This window comes from Pseudomonas sp. ENNP23, assembly GCF_001728945.1.
Taxonomy (GTDB): domain Bacteria; phylum Pseudomonadota; class Gammaproteobacteria; order Pseudomonadales; family Pseudomonadaceae; genus Metapseudomonas; species Metapseudomonas otitidis.
Genome location: NZ_LYSP01000006.1, coordinates 21,673 through 40,484 on the forward strand (window position 1 = coordinate 21,673; position 18,812 = coordinate 40,484).

Here is an 18,812-nt window from a genome sequence, read left to right on the forward strand (position 1 = left end):
AGGTGCCACCCCCTACAGACGAATGCCGGTTGCCTCACAGACACAGCAATTTCACGGAAATTCGGGCCGTCACGCGCCGGTCGGCGGCGCGCTGTTCACAAATTGGCCAATCCCGCTATGATGCGCGCCCCTCCAAGCCCTGACCCTGCCCTGACATGAAGACCCTGCTGATCGTCGGCGCCGATCTCGATCGCACCGAAACCTGGATCCGCTACGAAAAAAGCATGTGCCACGCGTGCGTTTCCAGCTGCTGCACCATGCCGGTGGAAGCCCGCCTGAGCGACCTGATCCGCATGGAGCTGGTGGACGAATTCGAGCGCGGCGAGCCGCTGAAGAACATCGCCAAGCGGCTGATGAAGGACGGGGTGGTGGAGCGCTTCAACCAGAAGACCGGGCTGTTCACCCTGACGCGGATGAGCAACAACGATTGCTACTTCCTGAACCGCAAGACGCGCTTGTGCAGCATCTACGACAAGCGCCCGGAAACCTGCCGCAACCACCCGAAGATCGGCCCCCGCCCCGGCTACTGCGCCTTCAAGCCGATCGAGGCCTGATCGCCCTCGCCCCAGGCGGGGCTCCTGCAGCCCGGGCTTCCGCCCGGGAACGCGCGGCGGCTGAAGGTCAGCCCTTGCCCAGCACCTTCTTCACCAGGCTCACGCCCATCAGCACCACGGCGCCGGCGAGGATGCCGACCACGCCGTTGACCAGGGTCGGGACGGCCACGCCCATGGAGCCGGCAGCCTCGGCCAGGTGATGGATGGGTTCATGGGCGGCGGGGATACCGTGGGTGAGGATGCCGCCACCGACGAGGAACATCGCAGCCGTACCGATCACCGACAGCGCCTTCATCATGTACGGCGCGGCCCGCAGGATGCCGCGACCGATGGCCTGGGCCGTCGCGCTGGCCTTGCGCACCAGGTAGAAGCCCAGGTCGTCCAGCTTGACGATGCCGGCCACCAGGCCATACACGCCCACGGTCATGATCGCGGCGATGCCCACCAGCACCGCGACCTGCACGGCGAAGCTGGACTCGCTGACGGTGCCGAGGGTGATGGCGATGATTTCGGCAGAGAGGATGAAGTCGGTGCGGATCGCACCCTTGATCTTGTCCTTCTCGAAGGTCACCAGGTCGACATCGCTCTTGGCCAGGGCGTCGACGTGCTCGGCATGGGCCTTCTCGTCATCCGCGGCGCTGTGCAGCCACTTGTGGGCGAGCTTCTCGAAGCCTTCGAAGCAGAGGTAGGCGCCACCCACCATCAGCAGCGGAGTCACCAGCCAGGGGGCGACAGCGCTGATCAGCAACGCGGCCGGCACCAGGATGGCCTTGTTCACTGCCGAGCCCTTGGCCACGGCCCACACCACCGGCAGCTCCCGTTCGGCCTGCACGCCGGAAACCTGCTGGGCGTTGAGCGCGAGGTCGTCCCCCAGCACGCCGGCGGTCTTCTTCGCGGCGACCTTGGTCATGAGGGATACGTCGTCGAGCACGCTGGCGATGTCGTCGATCAGGGTGAGCAGGCTGGCTCCGGCCATGGGGGAATCCTTCGTCGGTTGGGCGGTGGAACGCTGGGGCGGCATGATGCAACAGCGCCCCGCCCCATTCCATGCGCGAAATGGAAAAACCGACAAAAAAGAAGCCGCTGCCTTTCATGAAGGAGCGGCGCATTTCGGACGACTGGGTTGAGAGGGGCAGGCCTGCGTCATCCGACGCGGGCCGTAGGGTCAGCCCCGAGTGCTGGGCGAACCGCTCCTTGGCGGCAATCCACCCCCCTCCCGAGCCACCTCCACCGGTGCTGGCGCCTTGGGCTTTGGCTGGATCAGGCTGAAGTCGATCAGCGACTTGGGCTGGTCCGGGTTGCCGATCAGGCGCGGACGCTCCTTGAAGTCGGCATTCACTACGCTGCGACTGGGATCGAAGGTGTCGAAACGCAGACCCGCCAGGTCCGCCCAGGTGTAGATCAGCGCACTGCTGCTGAACGGGCGCGACTCGACGCCAGCCACTTCCTGCGGGTGGTCACGCTGCCACTTCGGGCTGCTCCAGACCATGAAGGGGATGGTGTACATGGGCGAGGTGGGCGCCGCCTCGTTGCGACCCAGCACCGTGGGGTGCTCGGGGTCGAACACCGCCTCGCCGTGATCGGACAGGTAGAGCAGGAAGCCGTTGGGGTCGGTGGCCTTGAAGCGCTCGATCAGGGTGGAGACCACGTGGTCATTGAACAGCACGGCGTTGTCGTAGCTGTTGTAGGTGGGCAACTGGTCGTCGGTGACGTTCGGCGGCACGCCCTGGCGGTCGGTGAAGCGCTCATACGCTTTCGGATAGCGGTACTGGTAGCTCATGTGGGTGCCCAGCAGGTGCACCACGATGAACTTGCGCGGGGCATCTTCGGCCAGGACCCTGGAGAACGGCTCGAAGACATCGTCGTCGTATTGGCGGGCGTTCTGGTTGCGGTTGTTGTTCAGGTAGAACTGCTCGTCCGCCTGCCTGGAGAAGGTGGTGAGCATGGTGTTGCGCTTGGTCAGAGTCTGCTGGTTGGTGATCCAGTAGGTCTTGTAGCCGGCCTGCTTCATCACGTTGACGATGGAGGGCGTGGTCAGGTAGGCGTCGGGATTCTGTTCGTCGGCGAAGGTCAGCACCTGTTGCAACGCCTCGATGGTGTAGGGGCGCGGGGTGACGACGTTGTCGAACACCTGCAGCTCGCTGCGCAGGCGGTCCAGCTTGGGGGTGGTGGTGCGCGGGTAGCCGTAGAGGCTCATGCGCTGACGGTTGGTGGACTCGCCGATGACCAGCACCAGGGTGGCAGGGGCGTTGCCGAGGCTGTCCTTCAGCCCCGGCAGGGTGGCGACGGCGCGGTTGCCTTCCAGCAGGTCCTGCATGTTCGACAGTTGCTGGCGGTACTGGCGGTAACCCACAGCCAATTGCCAGGGCACGGCCGGTTCCAGGCGCTTGTCGATGGCGTCCATGGCCTCGGCCATGTTGGCGTTCACCACCATCTGCCGGGTCATCGGGTAGCCCAGCAGGGCGATGCCCAGCACCAGGCTGGCCACCCAGGCGGTGCGCCGGGGCAGGTGGATCGGCCGCAGGCCGCGCCACAGCAGCCAGGCCATGCCGGCGTAGGCCAGCACCACCAGCGGAATCCACCAGGCGAGGTACTGAGTCAGGTATTCGCTGGCCTCGGCGGTGTTGGACTCGAACATGATGAAGATGACGCTCTGGGAGAACTCCTGGCCGTACACCAGGAAGTAGAAGAGCGCCGGCAGGGAGGCGAGCCACAGCAACACGCCGATGACCCCGGCGAGCAACCGGGTACGGGCGGGGAACAACAGCACCGGGATCAGCCACAGGCCACTGAGCAGGAAGGCCTGGCGGAAGCCGGTGAATCCGCTGGTGCCGGTGGCGAGGATCAGGGTCTGGGTAAGACCCGAGAACAGCCAGAAGTACAGGAACAGCCGGCCGACGCCAGCCCAGTCGATCTTTCCCTGCTTCCCTGCAACCTGTGCGTGCGACATGCGGACTCCCCAGTTCGAGCTTCGGAACCGACAAGGTCGGTGCTAACCGAAGGGACTGTGCCGAACACCCTGTGAAAACTTCGTCAAAGCGAAGCCCTACACTCGGCACAACATAAATGACACCAAATCGCCATATATCTGACATAACGACCAGACGCCATGGCATGAATGCCGACTTGACCAGCGGCATCGCGAAAGAATTCGAAGCCGGCTATAACGTCCAAGGCGACCTTCCACCCTTCTCTGCACGTCCTTTCGTCGCCTTCCCTGATCGCACCAATTTGGGTCATTCCGAGAAAAGCCTTGTCGCACTAGGATTTAAGCCAGGCTTAACTTCTTCGAATTGACTCGATATCAATAAATTTCCTTCGAACATCTTTGATATTCGAAATCACACGTCTATATCTAAGCCCTCACTGCCCTGACCCGGACCACCCACCAGGCCAGCGCGGTGCCTCGCTCCGCTCTCCCCCCCACAAGGCCGCCGGAGCAACACGGAGTCACCCTCCGTTTCCCAACAAAAAAGGAGAACCATGCCATGCAAAGGAAACTGTTCCAGCACTCGTTGATCGTGGCTGCCCTGGCCACCCCTGCGATGGGATTCGCGGCGGAACTGATCGACGTATCCACCCTCCCCACCCCGCGCTCCGGCCTGGCCGGCGGCGACATCCGCGCCGCCCTGGGCGTGGCCGACGATGACCTGGTCAAGGAGGCCAGCACCCGCCTGCCCAGCGGCACACAGGTCACCCGCTACCAGCAGTACTACAAGGGCGTGCGCGTCTGGGGCGAGGCCATCACCGAGGCCGCCGTCGGCAGCCAGCCCCGGCGTGCCGGGCGCCTGGTGGCAGGCATCGAGCAGGACCTGGTACGCGACGCGACACCGACCCTCAGTGCCGATCAGGCCCTGCAGCAGGCCCGCAGCCTGGTGAACACCAGCCAGCCGGTGAGCAACGAGCAGAGCGAACTGGTGGTGCGCCTGAACGAGCAGAAGCAGGCTCAACTGGCCTACGTGGTCTCGTTCTTCGTTGACGGGCCGGAGCCGTCCCGGCCCCACGTGATGATCGAGGCGAACACCGGCGAAGTGCTGCGCCGCTGGGAGGGCCTGGCCCATGCCGAGGCCACCGGCCCGGGCGGCAACGCCAAGACCGGCCGCTATCTGTACGGCACCCAGTACGGTCCGCTGATCGTCAATAACCGCTGTGAGATGAACAGCGGCGACGTGATCACCGTGAACCTCGGCAACAGCACCAGCAACACCAGCACCAAGCCCTTCCGCTTCGCTTGCCCGTACAACGAGTACAAGCCGATCAATGGCGCCTACTCGCCCCTCAACGACGCCCACTACTTCGGCAACGTGGTGTTCCAGATGTACGGCAACTGGTTCGGCGGCCTGCGCCCGCTGAACGAAAGGAAGCTGTACATGAAGGTCCACTACGGCAACGGCTACGAGAACGCCTTCTGGGACGGCCGGGCGATGACCTTCGGTGACGGCAGGAACCGCTTCTACCCGCTGGTGTCCCTCGACGTGTCGGCCCACGAAGTCAGCCACGGCTTCACCGAGCTGAACTCCGGCCTGGTCTACGAGGGGCAATCGGGCGGCATGAACGAGGCCTTCTCGGACATGGCCGGCGAGGCTGCCGAGTACTTCATGAAGGGCCAGAACGACTGGAAGGTGGGCGCCGAGATCTTCAAGGGCACCGGTTCACTGCGCTACATGGACCAGCCCAGCCGTGACGGCAGCTCCATCGACAACGCCAGCGACTACTACGACGGCATCGACGTGCACCACTCCAGCGGGGTGTACAACCGGGCCTTCTACCTGCTGGCCAAGTCCACCGGCTGGAACACCCGCAAGGCCTTCGAAGTGTTCGTCGACGCCAACCGCTTCTACTGGACCGAGACCAGCAACTTCGACCAGGGCGCCTGCGGCGTGATCCGCTCGGCGCAGAACCGCAGCCGATCGACGGCAGACGTGATCGCCGCGTTCAAGGCCGTGGGCGTGAGCTGCCCGACAGTGCTGTAACCCCGGCCTGAAGCATGACCCCGGCAGACAGACCTGCCGGGGTCATACCCCTTAGCAGCCACCTCCCAACCTAGGCAGACGGCTGGGCACTGCCCACCCTGGCGAGGGCAAGCCGCTTGCGATCCCGGCGCTTCTTGTTCAGCAGGCTGAGACGTCGCAGCAGGTGACGCATCCGCCAGCTCAGCGACTTGTCGATGGCCGCCAGCAGTTGCGGCACCTCTTCGACGAAATCGATGTCGTCGGTTTCATCGTGGATGTCCACGAAGCAATCCCGCTCGATGGCCTTCGCGTCCTCCACGGGCAACCCCGCCATGAGGCGGTAGAAGGTCCAGAAGCTCTGGTTGCCGGTGCGCCGGTGGACGTCCACGGCCGACTCCAGGGCCTCGCGCGCCCGGGGCCAGTCCGCCGCGGCGATGCGCAGGGCGAACAGCTCGCCGTAGTTCTTGAAGGTGTAGGCGCTGCGACCGTCACGCCCGAAGAAGCGGGTACCCGTGCCGGTGAAAATCGCCTCGAAGGCCGCCTCGGAGTAATACACATCGCTGTAGAGCACCAGCAGGTCGCCGTACTGCCACAGCGGAGGGATCGACAGCAGGCTATGGGCCTTGGTATCTCGCTGCACCGGGCACCAGGCCCGCACCGGCAAGCGGGCGAGGCGCTCGTCCGCGGTGAGCAGCCAGGGGCGCTGCACGCCACGGGCCTCCAGCATCCTCAGGGTGCGACCCAGGAGGGTCTCGCCCCGTACTTCGATCAATTGCTTGGGCGCGGACTCTCGGGTCCAGCGCTCACGCTTCGCGCCGCTCTCCGCAGCGAGAATCACCACCGTCAGGCCAGTCACTGGCTTACCTCTCCTTGGCAAGACGCCGGATACCGGCCCCTTACCCTTGCTGCTCAACCCATTGCGCACACGCCGCCACCCCGGTGATGGCGAGTGGCCATTTTACCGATGGCGCCTCATCGCCAATGGGCACAGGTCACAGAAAGAAGCGGGGCAGCAGGCTCAGAAACGACAGAAAAGCCTGGGAAGAGTCGGCCAATTGCCATTCAGGCTCTGCAGGAGCATCCCGAGATAAGCGATCAGCCGCCGCAGCGGGTGCGACTCGGCCCGGAGAGCGGGCTGAGCACGTCCCGCCCCTGACACAGGGAGCTGACCGCTCGCGCAACTTTGGCGCAGCGCATATACTCCGCGCCCCGCAGGAGAGAGGGGCGCGGTGCGCCCCCGCCGAAGGCGCAAACTCCCATAATCGCTCAGGCAGCAGTCACTGCGGATTCCATGATCGCCAACTGGAGAGCGGCCGCCGGCAAGCGGCCCACCGAAGGGGCAAACGGCACGCGCCGTAGAAACTCTCAGGTACACAGGACAGGGGGAGGGGCAGCACAACGCAGGAGTTCTGTGTGCTCACCTACGTCTACCTGATCGCCATCTGTGCAGAAGCCATGTCCGGCGCCCTTGCTGCCGGCCGTCGCAACATGGACCTGTTCGGCGTCAGCCTCATCGCCTTCCTCACCGCCCTGGGCGGCGGCACCGTTCGCGACATCCTCCTCGGCCACTACCCGGTGAGCTGGACCCAGCACCCCGAGTACATCTTCCTCACCATCGGCGCCGGCCTAATGGCCATGCTGCTGTCACGCTTCATGCATCACCTGCGGCAACTGTTCCTGGTGCTGGACGCCATGGGCCTGATCGCCTTCACGGTGATCGGCTGCAATGTCGCCCTGGGCCTGAACTACGCGCTGCCTGTGGTGGCGATGGCCGGGATCATCACCGGCATCTTCGGCGGCATCCTCCGCGACATCCTCTGCAACCGCACCCCGCAGGTGCTGCGCCAGGAGCTCTACGCCAGCGTCTCCCTGCTGGTCGCCCTGCTCTACCTGGGCCTGCGCCAGCAGGGCGTGAACGAGGACATCAACCTGCTCGCCTCCTTCAGCGTCGGCCTGCTGCTGAGGCTGTCGGCGATCCGCTTCGGGTGGTCGCTGCCGATGTTTTCCTATGCGCCGGGGCGGTGGGAGCACTAGCCCGTTCGGCGCCGCCTCAGCTCTCCTCCGGACCTGGAGAGGACGCGGCGTATCGTGAAGCACGGCGGCGGTGGCTGAGCACCGCAAGAGCGAGTGCAACGGGTACGCCGACGGCCCCGGTAAACAGCGCCGAAAGAAGGCAGGCCATGATGACGAACTCGATTGCAGACTTGAAAAGCGCCCAGCGGGGCTGAGTCAGCCGTACGACCATGAAAGGAAGCAGGACCAGGCTGGCGACGATCAGGGAGCTGACCACCAGCATGGGCATGAGGAAATTGGGAGAGTCCATACAGTCCCTTGCAAGTCACGTTGATTGGAAGACCGGCGCATACGGTACAGCCAGCGCACAACACCTGGACAGCACCGCGACACACTCAACAAAAAGCCCCCGCCGGATCGCTCCGGCGGGGGCTTTTCAGTGACTGATCGGAGATCAGACCTTGCTGCGCTCGTAGCGCTTGCGGTCGTTCTCGTTCAGCATTTTCTTGCGCAGGCGGATGGACTTCGGCGTCACTTCCACCAGCTCGTCGTCGGCGATGAATTCCAGCGCCTGTTCCAGGGTGAACTTGATCGGCGGAACCAGGGCGATGACTTCGTCCTTGCCGGAAGCGCGCATGTTGTCGAGCTTCTTGCCCTTGGTGGGGTTGATCACCAGGTCGTTGTCACGGCTGTTGATGCCGCACAGCTGGCCTTCGTAGATCTCGTCGCCGGGGGCGAGGAACAGCTTGCCGCGGCTCTGCAGGGTTTCCAGCGAGTAGGTCAGGGCGGTGCCGGTGGCCATGGAGACCAGTACGCCGTTCTGACGGTTGGTGACTTCGCCGGCCTTGATCGGGCCGTAGTGGCTGAAGGTCGAGGTCAGGATGCCGGTGCCCGAGGTCAGGGTCAGGAAGTTGTTGCGGAAGCCGATCAGGCCGCGTGCCGGGATGGTGTACTCCAGGCGGACGCGACCCTTGCCGTCGGGGATCATGTTGGTCAGATCGCCCTTGCGCAGGCCCATCTGCTCCATCACCGAGCCCTGGTGCTGCTCTTCGATGTCGATGGTGACGTTCTCGTAGGGCTCCTGCTTCTCGCCGTCCTTCTCGATGATCACCACTTCCGGACGGCCTACGCCCATCTCGAAGCCTTCACGGCGCATGGTTTCGATCAGCACGGACAGGTGCAGCTCACCACGACCGGAGACCTTGAACTTCTCGGCGGAGTCGCCCGCTTCGACGCGCAGGGCGACGTTGTGCAGCAGCTCCTTCTCCAGACGGTCCTTGATGTTGCGGCTGGTGACGAACTTGCCTTCCTTGCCGGCGAAGGGCGAGTCGTTGACCTGGAAGGTCATGCTCACGGTGGGCTGGTCGACGGTCAGCGGCGGCAGGGCTTCGACGTTCTGCGGGTCGCACAGGGTGTCGGAGATGAACAGTTCGTCCATGCCGCTGACGCAGACGATGTCACCGGCTTCGGCTTCGGCGACTTCGACGCGCTGCAGGCCGGAGTGACCCATGATCTTCAGCACGCGGCCGTTGCGCTTGCTGCCATCGTCGCTGACGGCCACCACCGGGGTGTTGGTCTTGATCTTGCCGCGGGCGATGCGGCCGATGCCGATCACGCCGAGGAAGCTGTTGTAGTCCAGCTGGGAGATCTGCATCTGGAACGGTCCTTCGGTGTCCACCACCGGGGCCGGGACGTGGTCGATGATCGCCTGGAACAGGGCGTCCATGTTGTCGTCCATCTTCTCGTGGTCGAGGCCGGCGATGCCGTTCAGGGCGCTGGCGTAGACGATCGGGAAGTCGAGTTGCTCGTCGGTGGCGCCGAGGTTGTCGAACAGGTCGAAGATCTGGTCGATGACCCAGTCAGGACGCGCGCCCGGACGGTCGATCTTGTTGACCACGACGATCGGACGCAGGCCGGCCTTGAAGGCTTTCTGGGTCACGAAGCGGGTCTGCGGCATGGGGCCGTCCTGGGCGTCGACCACCAGCAGCACGGAGTCCACCATGGACATCACGCGCTCCACCTCGCCACCGAAGTCGGCGTGGCCGGGGGTGTCGACGATGTTGATGTTGTAGCCGTTCCACTTGATGGCGGTGTTCTTCGCCAGGATGGTGATGCCGCGCTCTTTCTCCTGGTCGTTGGAGTCCATCACGCGCTCGGATTCCGCTTCTTTGCGGTCGAGGGTGCCGGAGAGCTTCAGCAGTTTGTCTACCAGGGTGGTCTTGCCATGGTCGACGTGGGCGATGATGGCGATGTTGCGCAGTTTTTCGATCACGGGTGTATCTCGATCAGGGGATTCGGTGTGCCGCTGAGTCTAGGCGGCCTGTATGAAGATCAGTCGATTCGGCGCGGCCGCCGGTCGGGGGGGCGGTGACGGATGCTGCCGCCGTAGAGCCCGGGCTGTTTAAGCCGGGCGATAAACGCGCACATTCGTATGCCCCTCGCTGAGCAGGTGGTGGGCATGGAGGCGGCTCATGACGCCCTTGTCGCAGTACAGGAGGTACTGACGGTTGGCGTCCAGGTCCTTGAAGCGGCTGTTGATCGCGTAGAAGGGCAGCGTTTGCACGTCGATGCCTTCCAGCGCCAGGGGTTCGTCTTCCTGGGCATCGGGGTGGCGGATGTCGAGGACGATCTGCCCCGGCAGGGCCTCGCGCACTTCCTCCACCTGCAGGTCCTGACCCATCTCGTCGATCACGCGGTCGATGGCCACCAGGCGGGCGCGCTCCAGGGCGCGCTCCAGCACGGCCATGTCGAACTGCTCTTCCTCGTGCTCGATGCGGCCCGGCTTGGCACGGGTGGTGGGGTTCACCGAGATCACGCCGCAGTATTCGGGCATGTGCTTGGCGAACTCGGCGGTGCCGATGCGGGTGGCGGTGTCGATGATGTCCTGCTTGTGGCTGGCGATCAGCGGGCGCAGCACCAGCATGTCGGTGGCCGAGTCGATCACCGAGAGGTTGGGCAGGGTCTGGCTGGACACCTGGGAGATGGCTTCGCCTGTCACCAGGGCGTCGATGTGCAGCTTCTTCGCCATGTGGGTGGCGGCGCGCAGCATCATGCGCTTGAGCACCACGCCCATCTGGCTGTTGTCGACCTTGCCGAGGATCTCGCCGACCACTTCCTCGAAGGGCACGCTGATGAACAGCACGCGCTGGGAACGCCCGTACTTCTCCCACAGGTAGTGGGCCACTTCCATCACACCCACTTCATGGGCACGGCCGCCGAGGTTGAAGAAGCAGAAGTGGGTCATCAGGCCGCGGCGCATCATCTGGAAGGCGGCGACGGTGGAGTCGAACCCGCCGGACATCAGCACCAGGGTCTGCTCCAGCGAGCCCAGCGGGTAGCCGCCGAGGCCTTCGTGCTGGTGGTGGATGACGAACAGGCGCTGATCGCGCACTTCCATCCGCACTTCCACTTCCGGGTTCTTCAGCGAGATGCCGGCGGCACCGCACTCGCGACGCAGGCGGCTGCCGACGTGGCGCTCCAGTTCCATGGAACTGAAGCTGTGCTTGCCGGCACGCTTGCAGCGCACGGCGAAGATCTTGCCGGGCAGCTGGTCGGCGTAGTGCAGCTTGCACTTCTCGAAGACGTCGTCGAAATCACCCAGCGGGTATTCGTTGATTTCCAGGAAATGGGTGATGCCCGGCGTGCAGCTCAGGCGCTCGATCATCTCGGCCAGCAGCTTGGGCTCGGTGCACTGGGTCACCAGCTCCAGGTTGTCCCAGACGCCGGTCACCTCGACATCCGGGTCGAGGTCGCGCAGCACGGACCGGATGTTCTTCGCGAGCTGGCGGATGAAGTGCTTGCGCACCGGCCGGCTCTTGATGGTGATTTCTGGGAAGACCTTGATGATGAGTTTCATGGAAAAACTGCGCCCGCAAAGGCGACGGAAAAAGAGGGGCGCGGATTATAGCGGAAATTGTTCAAGCTTTGACCAAAATCAATCACGCACCATAACAGCGCACCAATAGGGTGCATTCGACGCGAAACCAGCACGTTAATGGTGCGCAAAACTGTGCACAAACCGGCCGCAGTCCCCGCCCCGCCTGAGCTGCGCGGCTCCGGCCCATTCCTGGGCACTGGCACGCAAATTGCTCCCTTGTGAGGCAGGTCGCCCTGGCGGACTATCCCGCCCCGGCTTCACCTTTATTGGGGGTCGCATGAATGCCGCCCTCATCCACCTGGAGGACAACATGTCGAAGTCGCTTCAACTGATTAAAGAACACGACGTGAAGTGGATTGATCTGCGCTTCACCGACACCAAAGGCAAGCAGCAGCACGTGACCATGCCGGCCCGTGACGCCGACGACGATTTCTTCGAGCACGGCAAGATGTTCGACGGTTCGTCCATCGCCGGCTGGAAAGGTATCGAAGCCTCCGACATGATCCTGCTGCCGGATGACAGCACCGCCGTCCTGGACCCCTTCACCGAAGAGCCGACCCTGATCCTGGTCTGCGACATCATCGAGCCGAGCACCATGCAAGGCTACGACCGCGACCCGCGCGCCATCGCCCGTCGCGCCGAGGAATACCTGAAGTCCACCGGTATCGGTGACACCGTATTCGTCGGTCCGGAGCCCGAGTTCTTCATCTTCGACGAAGTGAAGTTCAAGTCCGACATCTCCGGCTCCATGTTCAAGATCTTCTCCGAGCAGGCTTCCTGGAACACCGACGCCGACATCGAAGGCGGCAACAAGGGCCACCGTCCGGGCGTGAAGGGCGGCTACTTCCCGGTACCGCCGGTCGACCACGACCACGAAATCCGTACCGCCATGTGCAACGCCCTGGAAGAAATGGGCCTGGTGGTCGAAGTTCACCACCACGAAGTGGCCACCGCCGGCCAGAACGAGATCGGTGTGAAGTTCAACACCCTCGTTGCCAAGGCTGACGAAGTCCAGACCCTGAAGTACTGCGTGCACAACGTCGCCGACGCCTACGGCAAGACCGTGACCTTCATGCCGAAGCCGCTGTACGGCGACAACGGCTCGGGCATGCACGTTCACATGTCCATCTCCAAGGATGGCAAGAACACCTTCGCGGGCGAAGGCTATGCCGGCCTGTCCGATACCGCCCTGTACTTCATCGGCGGCATCATCAAGCACGGCAAGGCGCTGAACGGCTTCACCAACCCGTCCACCAACTCCTACAAGCGTCTGGTGCCCGGCTTCGAAGCCCCGGTCATGCTGGCCTACTCCGCCCGCAACCGTTCCGCCTCGATCCGCATCCCGTACGTCAACAGCCCGAAAGCCCGCCGCATCGAAGCGCGCTTCCCGGACCCGGCTGCCAACCCCTACCTGTGCTTCGCAGCCCTGCTGATGGCCGGCCTGGACGGCATCCAGAACAAGATCCACCCCGGCGATGCCGCCGACAAGAACCTGTACGACCTGCCGCCGGAAGAGGCGAAAGAGATCCCGCAGGTCTGCGGCAGCCTGAAGGAAGCCCTGGAAGAGCTGGACAAGGGCCGTGCCTTCCTGACCAAGGGCGGCGTGTTCTCCGACGACTTCATCGATGCCTACATCGAGCTGAAGAGCGAAGAAGAGATCAAGGTGCGCACCTTCGTGCACCCGCTGGAATACGACCTGTACTACAGCGTCTGATCCAGTCGCCTGCCCAGGCAGCGTGCCGCACCAGCGGCACGTTTCGAGAGGCCTCCTTCGGGAGGCCTTTTTTTCATCCCCGCAACCCCGTTCCCGGCCCGGGTTTTCAGCGACACCGCACAGCACAGGCAGCCCGAACTTGCCAGCATCGCCTACCGGTGCAAGGCTTAGCGCCATTCCCACCCGGAGAGACCGGCCATGCGCCCCATGCTCGCCTGCCTGCTGCTGACGCTCGCCCTGCCCGCCAGCGCGCAGATCTACAAGTACACCGACGCCAACGGCCACACCGTGTTCACCAACCAGCCGCCGGAAGGGGGCAAGGTCGAAACCGTCGAGCTACCGCCGACCAACACCGTCGAAGCCCAGAAGCCCATCGCCCCGCCGCCGGCCGAACCGGAGAAGAAGGTCAGCGCCGCCTACGAGCAACTGAGCCTGGTGTTGCCCAGCGACGAAGCCCTGCGTGCCAACAACGGCTCGTTCACCCTCGATGTGCGCATCAAGCCGCGCCTGCAGCCCGGCCACAGCCTGCGCCTGGTAATGGATGGCCAGCCCTACGGCAGCCCGGCCAATGTCCCGCGCCTGCAGGTCACCAATGCCAGCCGTGGCGAGCACAGCGTGTCCGTCCAGGTACTGCAAGGCGAGAAGGTGGTGCAGCAGAGCGACACCCAGACCTTCACCCTGCAGCGGGTCGATACCAACAGCCCGGCCATGCGCCCGAAACCCACGCCGAGAACCTAGCCACAACCCATGCGCACGCTTCTGTTCTGCCTGCTTCTCGCCAGCCTGCCCGCCATCGCCCAGGTCTACACCTACGTCGACGAGGAGGGGAACCGCGTCTTCACCGACCAGCCCAAGCCCGGCAATGCCAAGCGCATCGAACTGGCGCCCTCCAACGCCATGACCCCGCAGCGCGGCGCGCCGCTGGTGGCACCGCCCGCCCCCATCCCCCGGGAGCAGGGCTACCAGGTGCTGCGCATCCTGATCCCAGAGCCTGACGCCACAATCAGCGGCGACGGCAGCCTGATCGTCACCGCCACCAGCGACCCGGTGCTGCGCGATGGCCACAACTACCGCCTGCTACTCGACGGCAACGTCCAGGGCGAGCCCGGCCGCAGCCCGGTCTTCCCGCTCAGCAACCTGGACCGGGGCACCCACCAGTTGGCGGTGGAAATCATCGACCCGCAGGGCCGCGTGGTGGAGCGCACCCCCAACCAGCCTGTTCACGTCAAACGCATCTCCCTCGACCAGAAGCGCCGCGTGAACCCCTGCAAGAAAGCCGACTGGGGCGTGCGCCCCGAATGCCCGCTGAAGGACAAGCCGAAGGAGCCGGACAAGGGCATCATCGGCATCCTGCCCTTCCTCTGATCGCGACTCGCACCATTTCGGTGCGAGAAGGCGCACCACTTTCTATACTCTCCCCATTTTGGTTCGCCCCCTGCGCCCCGGCATGCGCCGTCGCGTGGCCGGGCCCCGTTGTGGGCGGCATTCCGCGCGTCTTTTCAGGGCTTGGTTTGCTTCTTGCATTTTCCCGCGCATCGCCGAGATGACCGACCCATGACCATCAACGACGCCCTGCATCGACTGCTGCTCGACAACCTGACCACCGCGGTGATCCTGCTCAACGCCGACCTGCGCCTTGAGTACATGAACCCGGCGGCGGAGATGCTCCTGGCCGTCAGCGGCCAACGTAGCCACGGCCAGTTCATCAGCGAGCTGTTCACCGAATCCCCCGAGGCCCTGGCGTCCCTGCGCCAGGCCGTGGAACAGGCCCACCCCTTCACCAAGCGCGAGGCCATGCTGACCTCGCTCTCCGGGCAGACCATCACCGTGGACTACGCGGTGACGCCCATCCTCAGCAAGGGCGCAACCCTGCTGCTGCTGGAAGTGCACCCCCGTGACCGCCTGCTGCGCATCACCAAGGAAGAGGCTCAGCTCTCCAAGCAGGAGACCACCAAGTTACTGGTGCGCGGCCTCGCCCACGAGATCAAGAACCCCCTGGGCGGCATCCGTGGCGCTGCCCAGTTGCTGGCCAGGGAGCTGCCCGAGGAAAGCCTGAAGGACTACACCAACGTCATCATCGAAGAGGCCGACCGGCTGCGAAACCTGGTGGACCGCATGCTCGGCTCCAACAAGCTGCCGCAGTTGGCCATGACCAACGTCCACGAAGTGCTGGAGCGCGTCTGCAGCTTGGTGGAGGCCGAGAGCCAGGGCGGCGTCAACCTGGTGCGCGACTACGACCCGAGCATCCCGGACGTGTTCATCGACAAGGAGCAGATGATCCAGGCCGTGCTCAATATCGTGCGCAACGCCATGCAGGCGCTGTCCGGCCAGAACGACCTGCGCCTGGGCCGCATCACCCTGCGCACCCGCACCCTGCGCCAGTTCACCATCGGCCACACCCGCCATCGTCTGGTGGCCAAGGTGGAGATCATCGACAACGGCCCGGGCATCCCCCCCGAGCTGCAGGACACCATCTTCTACCCCATGGTCAGCGGGCGCCCGGACGGCACCGGCCTCGGCCTGGCCATCGCCCAGAACATCATCAGCCAGCACCAGGGCCTGATCGAGTGTGAGAGCCACCCCGGCCACACCGTCTTCTCGCTCTTCCTGCCGCTGGAACAAGGAGCCGCATCCTCATGACCCGAAGTGAAACCGTCTGGATCGTCGACGACGACCGCTCCATCCGCTGGGTGCTGGAAAAGGCCCTGCAGCAGGAAGGCATGACCACCCAGAGCTTCGACAGCGCCGACAGCGTGCTCAGCCGCCTGACCCGGCAGCAGCCGGACGTGATCATCTCCGACATCCGCATGCCCGGAGCCAGCGGCCTGGACCTGCTTGCACGCATCCGCGAGATGCACCCGCGCCTGCCGGTGATCATCATGACCGCCCATTCCGACCTGGACAGCGCGGTGGCCTCCTACCAGGGCGGCGCCTTCGAGTACCTGCCCAAGCCGTTCGACGTCGACGAAGCCGTCTCTCTGGTCAAGCGCGCCTTCCAGCACGCCCAGGAACAGCAGAACCTGGTGGCCCCGGCCAACCAGCCACGCACCCCGGAAATCATCGGCGAAGCGCCGGCGATGCAGGAAGTGTTCCGCGCCATCGGCCGCCTCAGCCACTCCAACATCACCGTGCTGATCAATGGCGAATCCGGTACCGGCAAGGAGCTGGTGGCCCACGCGCTGCACCGCCACAGCCCACGCGCCGCCTCACCCTTCATCGCCCTGAACATGGCGGCGATCCCCAAGGACCTGATGGAATCCGAACTGTTCGGCCATGAAAAAGGCGCCTTCACCGGCGCGGCCAACCAGCGCCGTGGCCGCTTCGAGCAGGCCGACGGCGGCACCCTGTTCCTCGACGAGATCGGCGACATGCCCGCCGACACCCAGACCCGCCTGCTGCGGGTGCTGGCCGATGGCGAGTTCTACCGCGTGGGCGGCCACACCCCGGTGAAGGTGGACGTGCGCATCATCGCCGCCACCCACCAGAACCTTGAAAACCTGGTGCAGGCCGGCAAGTTCCGCGAGGACCTGTTCCACCGCCTCAACGTCATCCGCATCCACATCCCTCGGCTGTCCGACCGCCGCGAGGACATCCCCGCGCTGGCCCGCCACTTCCTTGCCCGCGCGGCGCAGGAACTGGCCGTGGAGCCCAAGCTGCTCAAACCGGAGACCGAGGAATACCTGAAGAACCTGCCCTGGCCGGGCAACGTGCGCCAACTGGAGAACACCTGCCGCTGGATCACCGTGATGGCCTCGGGCCGCGAAGTGCATGTCGACGACCTGCCGCCGGAACTGCTGATCCAGCCCCAGGACGCCGCCCCGGTCACCAACTGGGAGCAGGCCCTGCGCCAGTGGGCCGACCAGGCCCTGGGCCGCGGCCAGTCCAGTCTGCTGGACACCGCCGTACCCGCGTTCGAGCGGATCATGATCGAGACTGCCCTGAAGCACACCGCCGGCCGCCGCCGCGACGCCGCCGTGCTGCTGGGTTGGGGGCGCAACACCCTGACCCGCAAGATCAAGGAACTGGGCATGAAAGTGGACGGTGCCGACGAGGACGACGACGGCGACGCCTGACCCCTCCCCGCCCTCCAAGGCCGCCTGCGGGCGGCCTTTTCATTGGCAATCGCTCTGCAGCAGGTCTTTCAGCGCAGCACGCCCCTGCCCCGCACCTGTGCAACCGCTCGATCAGATGCCCCAGCCCTGTGCCGAAGCGCGGGCTCAGCGTCTACCTGTCAGAGCACCTTCACCCCCTCCGCAAAGGCACTGCCTGAAAGGCTGCAGGCCGCGTATCCACTGGCTTGCAGCGTTATCCACAGCCGACAGAGCCACGCTGGAACGCAACTTGGCACAGCCTCTGCATTGGTCCTGGTACGTACAGTTTCAGGGGCCCTTGGTACAGGCAGGCCGGGAAGCCCCCTCTTTATATGCACCACCCGCTGCCCGGTCCCGCGTCGAGCCCAGCTCCGCGACCGAACAGCGGCAAACCCTTTCGGGGGCCCAGGTACAGGCAGGCCGGGGATTCCCCTTTCTTACAACCGCTCGCCGCCGTCGCCCCAGGCACGGCAACGGGCAAGACCCTTTCGGGGACCTTGGTACAGGCAGGCCGGGGAATCCCCCTTCTTACAGCCGCCCGCAGCCGCCGCCCCAGGCGCGGCAACGGGCAAACCCTTTCGGGGACCTTGGTACAGGCAGGCCGGGGAATCCCCTTTCTTGTAGCGCTCCAGCCACGCACCGTGGCGAGCAGCCTTCAGGGGCTTCGGGTACAGGCAGGCCCGGAGCCCTTTTCTTTTTCCTACCCTTCGTGCAGGTCGATGGACAGGCGCCACTGGCCGTCCACCCAAGCCCCCTGCCACTCGCCCTTCAACGGGCGCGTGGCCACGAAGTGCAGCACTGCCCCGGCGGGCGTCTTCTGCAGTCGCCAGTTCACCGGTCGGCCTGCCAGTTGCAGACGGCCCTGGGTCGCCTCGACACGCGCATCGAACACGAAAGCCAACGCGCCATCGCGGTGCTCGGCGGTCTGCTGGGGCGCCCGATTGAACCACAACACCAGCCGGTCTCCCTGCGCCTCGACGCGCTCCAACTGGGTCACCTCCGGCTTGAACGCGCGGCCAAGCGTCAACCCCAGCAGCAAGCCGAGAATTGCCAGCGAACCAATGAAGCGCGGCAACAGACGCCTACGGATATCCGTTTCAGCGCTAGAATGCCGCCCTGTTTCGGGCTCGGGGCCTTGCATGTTCCACGTCATCCTCTTTCAACCGGAAATCCCGCCAAACACGGGCAACATTATCAGGCTGTGTGCCAACTCGGGCTGCGACCTGCACCTGATCGAGCCCCTGGGCTTCGAGCTGGACGACAAGCGCCTACGCCGTGCCGGGCTGGACTACCACGAGTACGCCACCCTGCGGCGTCATCCCGACCTGGACAGCTGCCTGACCAGCCTTGGCCATCCCCGGGTGTTCGCCTTCACCACCAAGGGCAGCCGGCTGTTCCACGATGTCGCCTTCGAGAAGGGCGACGCATTTCTCTTCGGCCCGGAGAGCCGCGGCCTGCCGGACGAGGTGCGCAACGCGCTGCCCGAATCCCAGCGCCTGCGCCTGCCGATGCGCCCGGGCTGCCGCAGCCTGAACCTGTCCAACAGCGTCGCCGTGGCGGTCTACGAGGCCTGGCGCCAGCACGGCTTCTGCCTGGACTGACGCCAGGTCG

16 protein-coding genes and 1 riboswitch are annotated in these 18,812 nt (G+C 64.9%); of the genes, 9 read left to right on the forward strand and 7 right to left on the reverse strand.

Annotation, left to right across the window (positions count from 1 at the left end; genetic code table 11):
* Nucleotides 1-155 precede the first annotated feature (155 nt).
* Nucleotides 156-554: a YkgJ family cysteine cluster protein gene (locus tag A9G05_RS05090; protein ID WP_069559939.1), complete on the forward strand. Its 399-nt coding sequence runs from the start codon at nt 156-158 to the stop codon at nt 552-554.
* 67 nt (nt 555-621) lie between these two features.
* Here the strand turns inward: A9G05_RS05090 and A9G05_RS05095 are convergent, their stop codons facing one another.
* On the reverse strand, nt 622-1,530 hold the full coding sequence (locus A9G05_RS05095; protein WP_069559940.1) for a DUF808 domain-containing protein: 909 nt from the start codon (nt 1,528-1,530) through the stop codon (nt 622-624).
* Nucleotides 1,531-1,719: 189 nt separating this feature from the next.
* Nucleotides 1,720-3,504 (reverse strand): phosphoethanolamine transferase CptA, encoded by a 1,785-nt coding sequence (gene cptA / locus A9G05_RS05100; protein ID WP_069559941.1) that lies wholly within the window; start codon nt 3,502-3,504, stop codon nt 1,720-1,722.
* Nucleotides 3,505-4,042: 538 nt separating this feature from the next.
* Between cptA and A9G05_RS05105 the strand changes: the two genes are divergently transcribed.
* Complete coding sequence (locus A9G05_RS05105) at nt 4,043-5,527, forward strand: M4 family metallopeptidase (RefSeq protein WP_069559942.1); 1,485 nt, start codon at nt 4,043-4,045, stop codon at nt 5,525-5,527.
* Between the two features lie 70 nt (nt 5,528-5,597).
* Here A9G05_RS05105 and A9G05_RS05110 read toward each other — a convergent pair whose 3' ends face one another.
* The gene (locus tag A9G05_RS05110) at nt 5,598-6,362 is read right to left on the reverse strand and encodes a hypothetical protein (RefSeq protein ID WP_069559943.1); all 765 of its coding nucleotides are present in this window, start codon (nt 6,360-6,362) and stop codon (nt 5,598-5,600) included.
* A gap of 346 nt (nt 6,363-6,708) precedes the next feature.
* Nucleotides 6,709-6,799, forward strand: a riboswitch (glycine riboswitch).
* A 120-nt stretch (nt 6,800-6,919) separates the two neighbouring features.
* Here A9G05_RS05110 and A9G05_RS05115 point away from each other — a divergent pair.
* Complete coding sequence (locus tag A9G05_RS05115; protein ID WP_069559944.1) at nt 6,920-7,540, forward strand: trimeric intracellular cation channel family protein; 621 nt, start codon at nt 6,920-6,922, stop codon at nt 7,538-7,540.
* 16 nt (nt 7,541-7,556) lie between these two features.
* Here A9G05_RS05115 and A9G05_RS05120 read toward each other — a convergent pair whose 3' ends face one another.
* From A9G05_RS05120 to thiI, 3 genes are all read right to left on the reverse strand, one after another.
* The gene (locus A9G05_RS05120) at nt 7,557-7,829 is read right to left on the reverse strand and encodes a hypothetical protein (protein WP_069559945.1); all 273 of its coding nucleotides are present in this window, start codon (nt 7,827-7,829) and stop codon (nt 7,557-7,559) included.
* Between the two features lie 144 nt (nt 7,830-7,973).
* Complete coding sequence (gene typA / locus A9G05_RS05125; protein WP_044405428.1) at nt 7,974-9,791, reverse strand: translational GTPase TypA; 1,818 nt, start codon at nt 9,789-9,791, stop codon at nt 7,974-7,976.
* A gap of 129 nt (nt 9,792-9,920) precedes the next feature.
* Nucleotides 9,921-11,375, reverse strand: coding sequence for a tRNA uracil 4-sulfurtransferase ThiI (gene thiI / locus A9G05_RS05130; RefSeq protein WP_069559946.1), 1,455 nt, complete (start codon nt 11,373-11,375; stop codon nt 9,921-9,923).
* Between the two features lie 331 nt (nt 11,376-11,706).
* Between thiI and glnA the strand changes: the two genes are divergently transcribed.
* From glnA to ntrC, 5 genes are all read left to right on the forward strand, one after another.
* Nucleotides 11,707-13,110 carry a glutamate--ammonia ligase gene (glnA, locus tag A9G05_RS05135; RefSeq protein WP_044405511.1) on the forward strand — a complete coding sequence of 468 codons (1,404 nt, stop codon included), beginning with the start codon at nt 11,707-11,709 and terminating at the stop codon, nt 13,108-13,110.
* Between the two features lie 198 nt (nt 13,111-13,308).
* Complete coding sequence (locus A9G05_RS05140; protein WP_069559947.1) at nt 13,309-13,848, forward strand: DUF4124 domain-containing protein; 540 nt, start codon at nt 13,309-13,311, stop codon at nt 13,846-13,848.
* 9 nt (nt 13,849-13,857) lie between these two features.
* Nucleotides 13,858-14,475, forward strand: coding sequence for a DUF4124 domain-containing protein (locus A9G05_RS05145; protein WP_069559948.1), 618 nt, complete (start codon nt 13,858-13,860; stop codon nt 14,473-14,475).
* Between the two features lie 189 nt (nt 14,476-14,664).
* The gene (gene glnL / locus A9G05_RS05150; protein ID WP_069559949.1) at nt 14,665-15,750 is read left to right on the forward strand and encodes a nitrogen regulation protein NR(II); all 1,086 of its coding nucleotides are present in this window, start codon (nt 14,665-14,667) and stop codon (nt 15,748-15,750) included.
* Nucleotides 15,747-17,183 (forward strand): nitrogen regulation protein NR(I), encoded by a 1,437-nt coding sequence (gene ntrC / locus A9G05_RS05155; protein WP_069559950.1) that lies wholly within the window; start codon nt 15,747-15,749, stop codon nt 17,181-17,183. The genes glnL and ntrC overlap by 4 nt, the downstream gene beginning before the upstream one ends.
* Nucleotides 17,184-17,901: 718 nt before the next feature.
* Here ntrC and A9G05_RS05160 read toward each other — a convergent pair.
* A complete protein-coding gene (locus A9G05_RS05160) occupies nt 17,902-18,276 on the reverse strand; it encodes a hypothetical protein (protein ID WP_240920368.1) in 375 nt (124 codons plus the stop codon).
* A gap of 64 nt (nt 18,277-18,340) precedes the next feature.
* On the opposite strand from A9G05_RS05160, the gene A9G05_RS05165 reads away from it, so the two are divergent.
* Nucleotides 18,341-18,802 (forward strand): tRNA (cytidine(34)-2'-O)-methyltransferase, encoded by a 462-nt coding sequence (locus tag A9G05_RS05165; RefSeq protein ID WP_069559952.1) that lies wholly within the window; start codon nt 18,341-18,343, stop codon nt 18,800-18,802.
* Nucleotides 18,803-18,812 lie beyond the last annotated feature (10 nt).

Coding starts and splice junctions, on each gene's coding strand:
- A9G05_RS05090 (WP_069559939.1), top strand. CDS start 156: ATGAAGACCCTGCTGATCGTCGGCGCCGATCTCGATCGCACCGAAACC.
- A9G05_RS05095 (WP_069559940.1), bottom strand. CDS start 1,530: ATGGCCGGAGCCAGCCTGCTCACCCTGATCGACGACATCGCCAGCGTG.
- cptA (WP_069559941.1), bottom strand. CDS start 3,504: ATGTCGCACGCACAGGTTGCAGGGAAGCAGGGAAAGATCGACTGGGCT.
- A9G05_RS05105 (WP_069559942.1), top strand. CDS start 4,043: ATGCAAAGGAAACTGTTCCAGCACTCGTTGATCGTGGCTGCCCTGGCC.
- A9G05_RS05120 (WP_069559945.1), bottom strand. CDS start 7,829: ATGGACTCTCCCAATTTCCTCATGCCCATGCTGGTGGTCAGCTCCCTG.
- thiI (WP_069559946.1), bottom strand. CDS start 11,375: ATGAAACTCATCATCAAGGTCTTCCCAGAAATCACCATCAAGAGCCGG.
- glnA (WP_044405511.1), top strand. CDS start 11,707: ATGTCGAAGTCGCTTCAACTGATTAAAGAACACGACGTGAAGTGGATT.
- A9G05_RS05140 (WP_069559947.1), top strand. CDS start 13,309: ATGCGCCCCATGCTCGCCTGCCTGCTGCTGACGCTCGCCCTGCCCGCC.
- A9G05_RS05145 (WP_069559948.1), top strand. CDS start 13,858: ATGCGCACGCTTCTGTTCTGCCTGCTTCTCGCCAGCCTGCCCGCCATC.
- glnL (WP_069559949.1), top strand. CDS start 14,665: ATGACCATCAACGACGCCCTGCATCGACTGCTGCTCGACAACCTGACC.
- ntrC (WP_069559950.1), top strand. CDS start 15,747: ATGACCCGAAGTGAAACCGTCTGGATCGTCGACGACGACCGCTCCATC.
- A9G05_RS05165 (WP_069559952.1), top strand. CDS start 18,341: ATGTTCCACGTCATCCTCTTTCAACCGGAAATCCCGCCAAACACGGGC.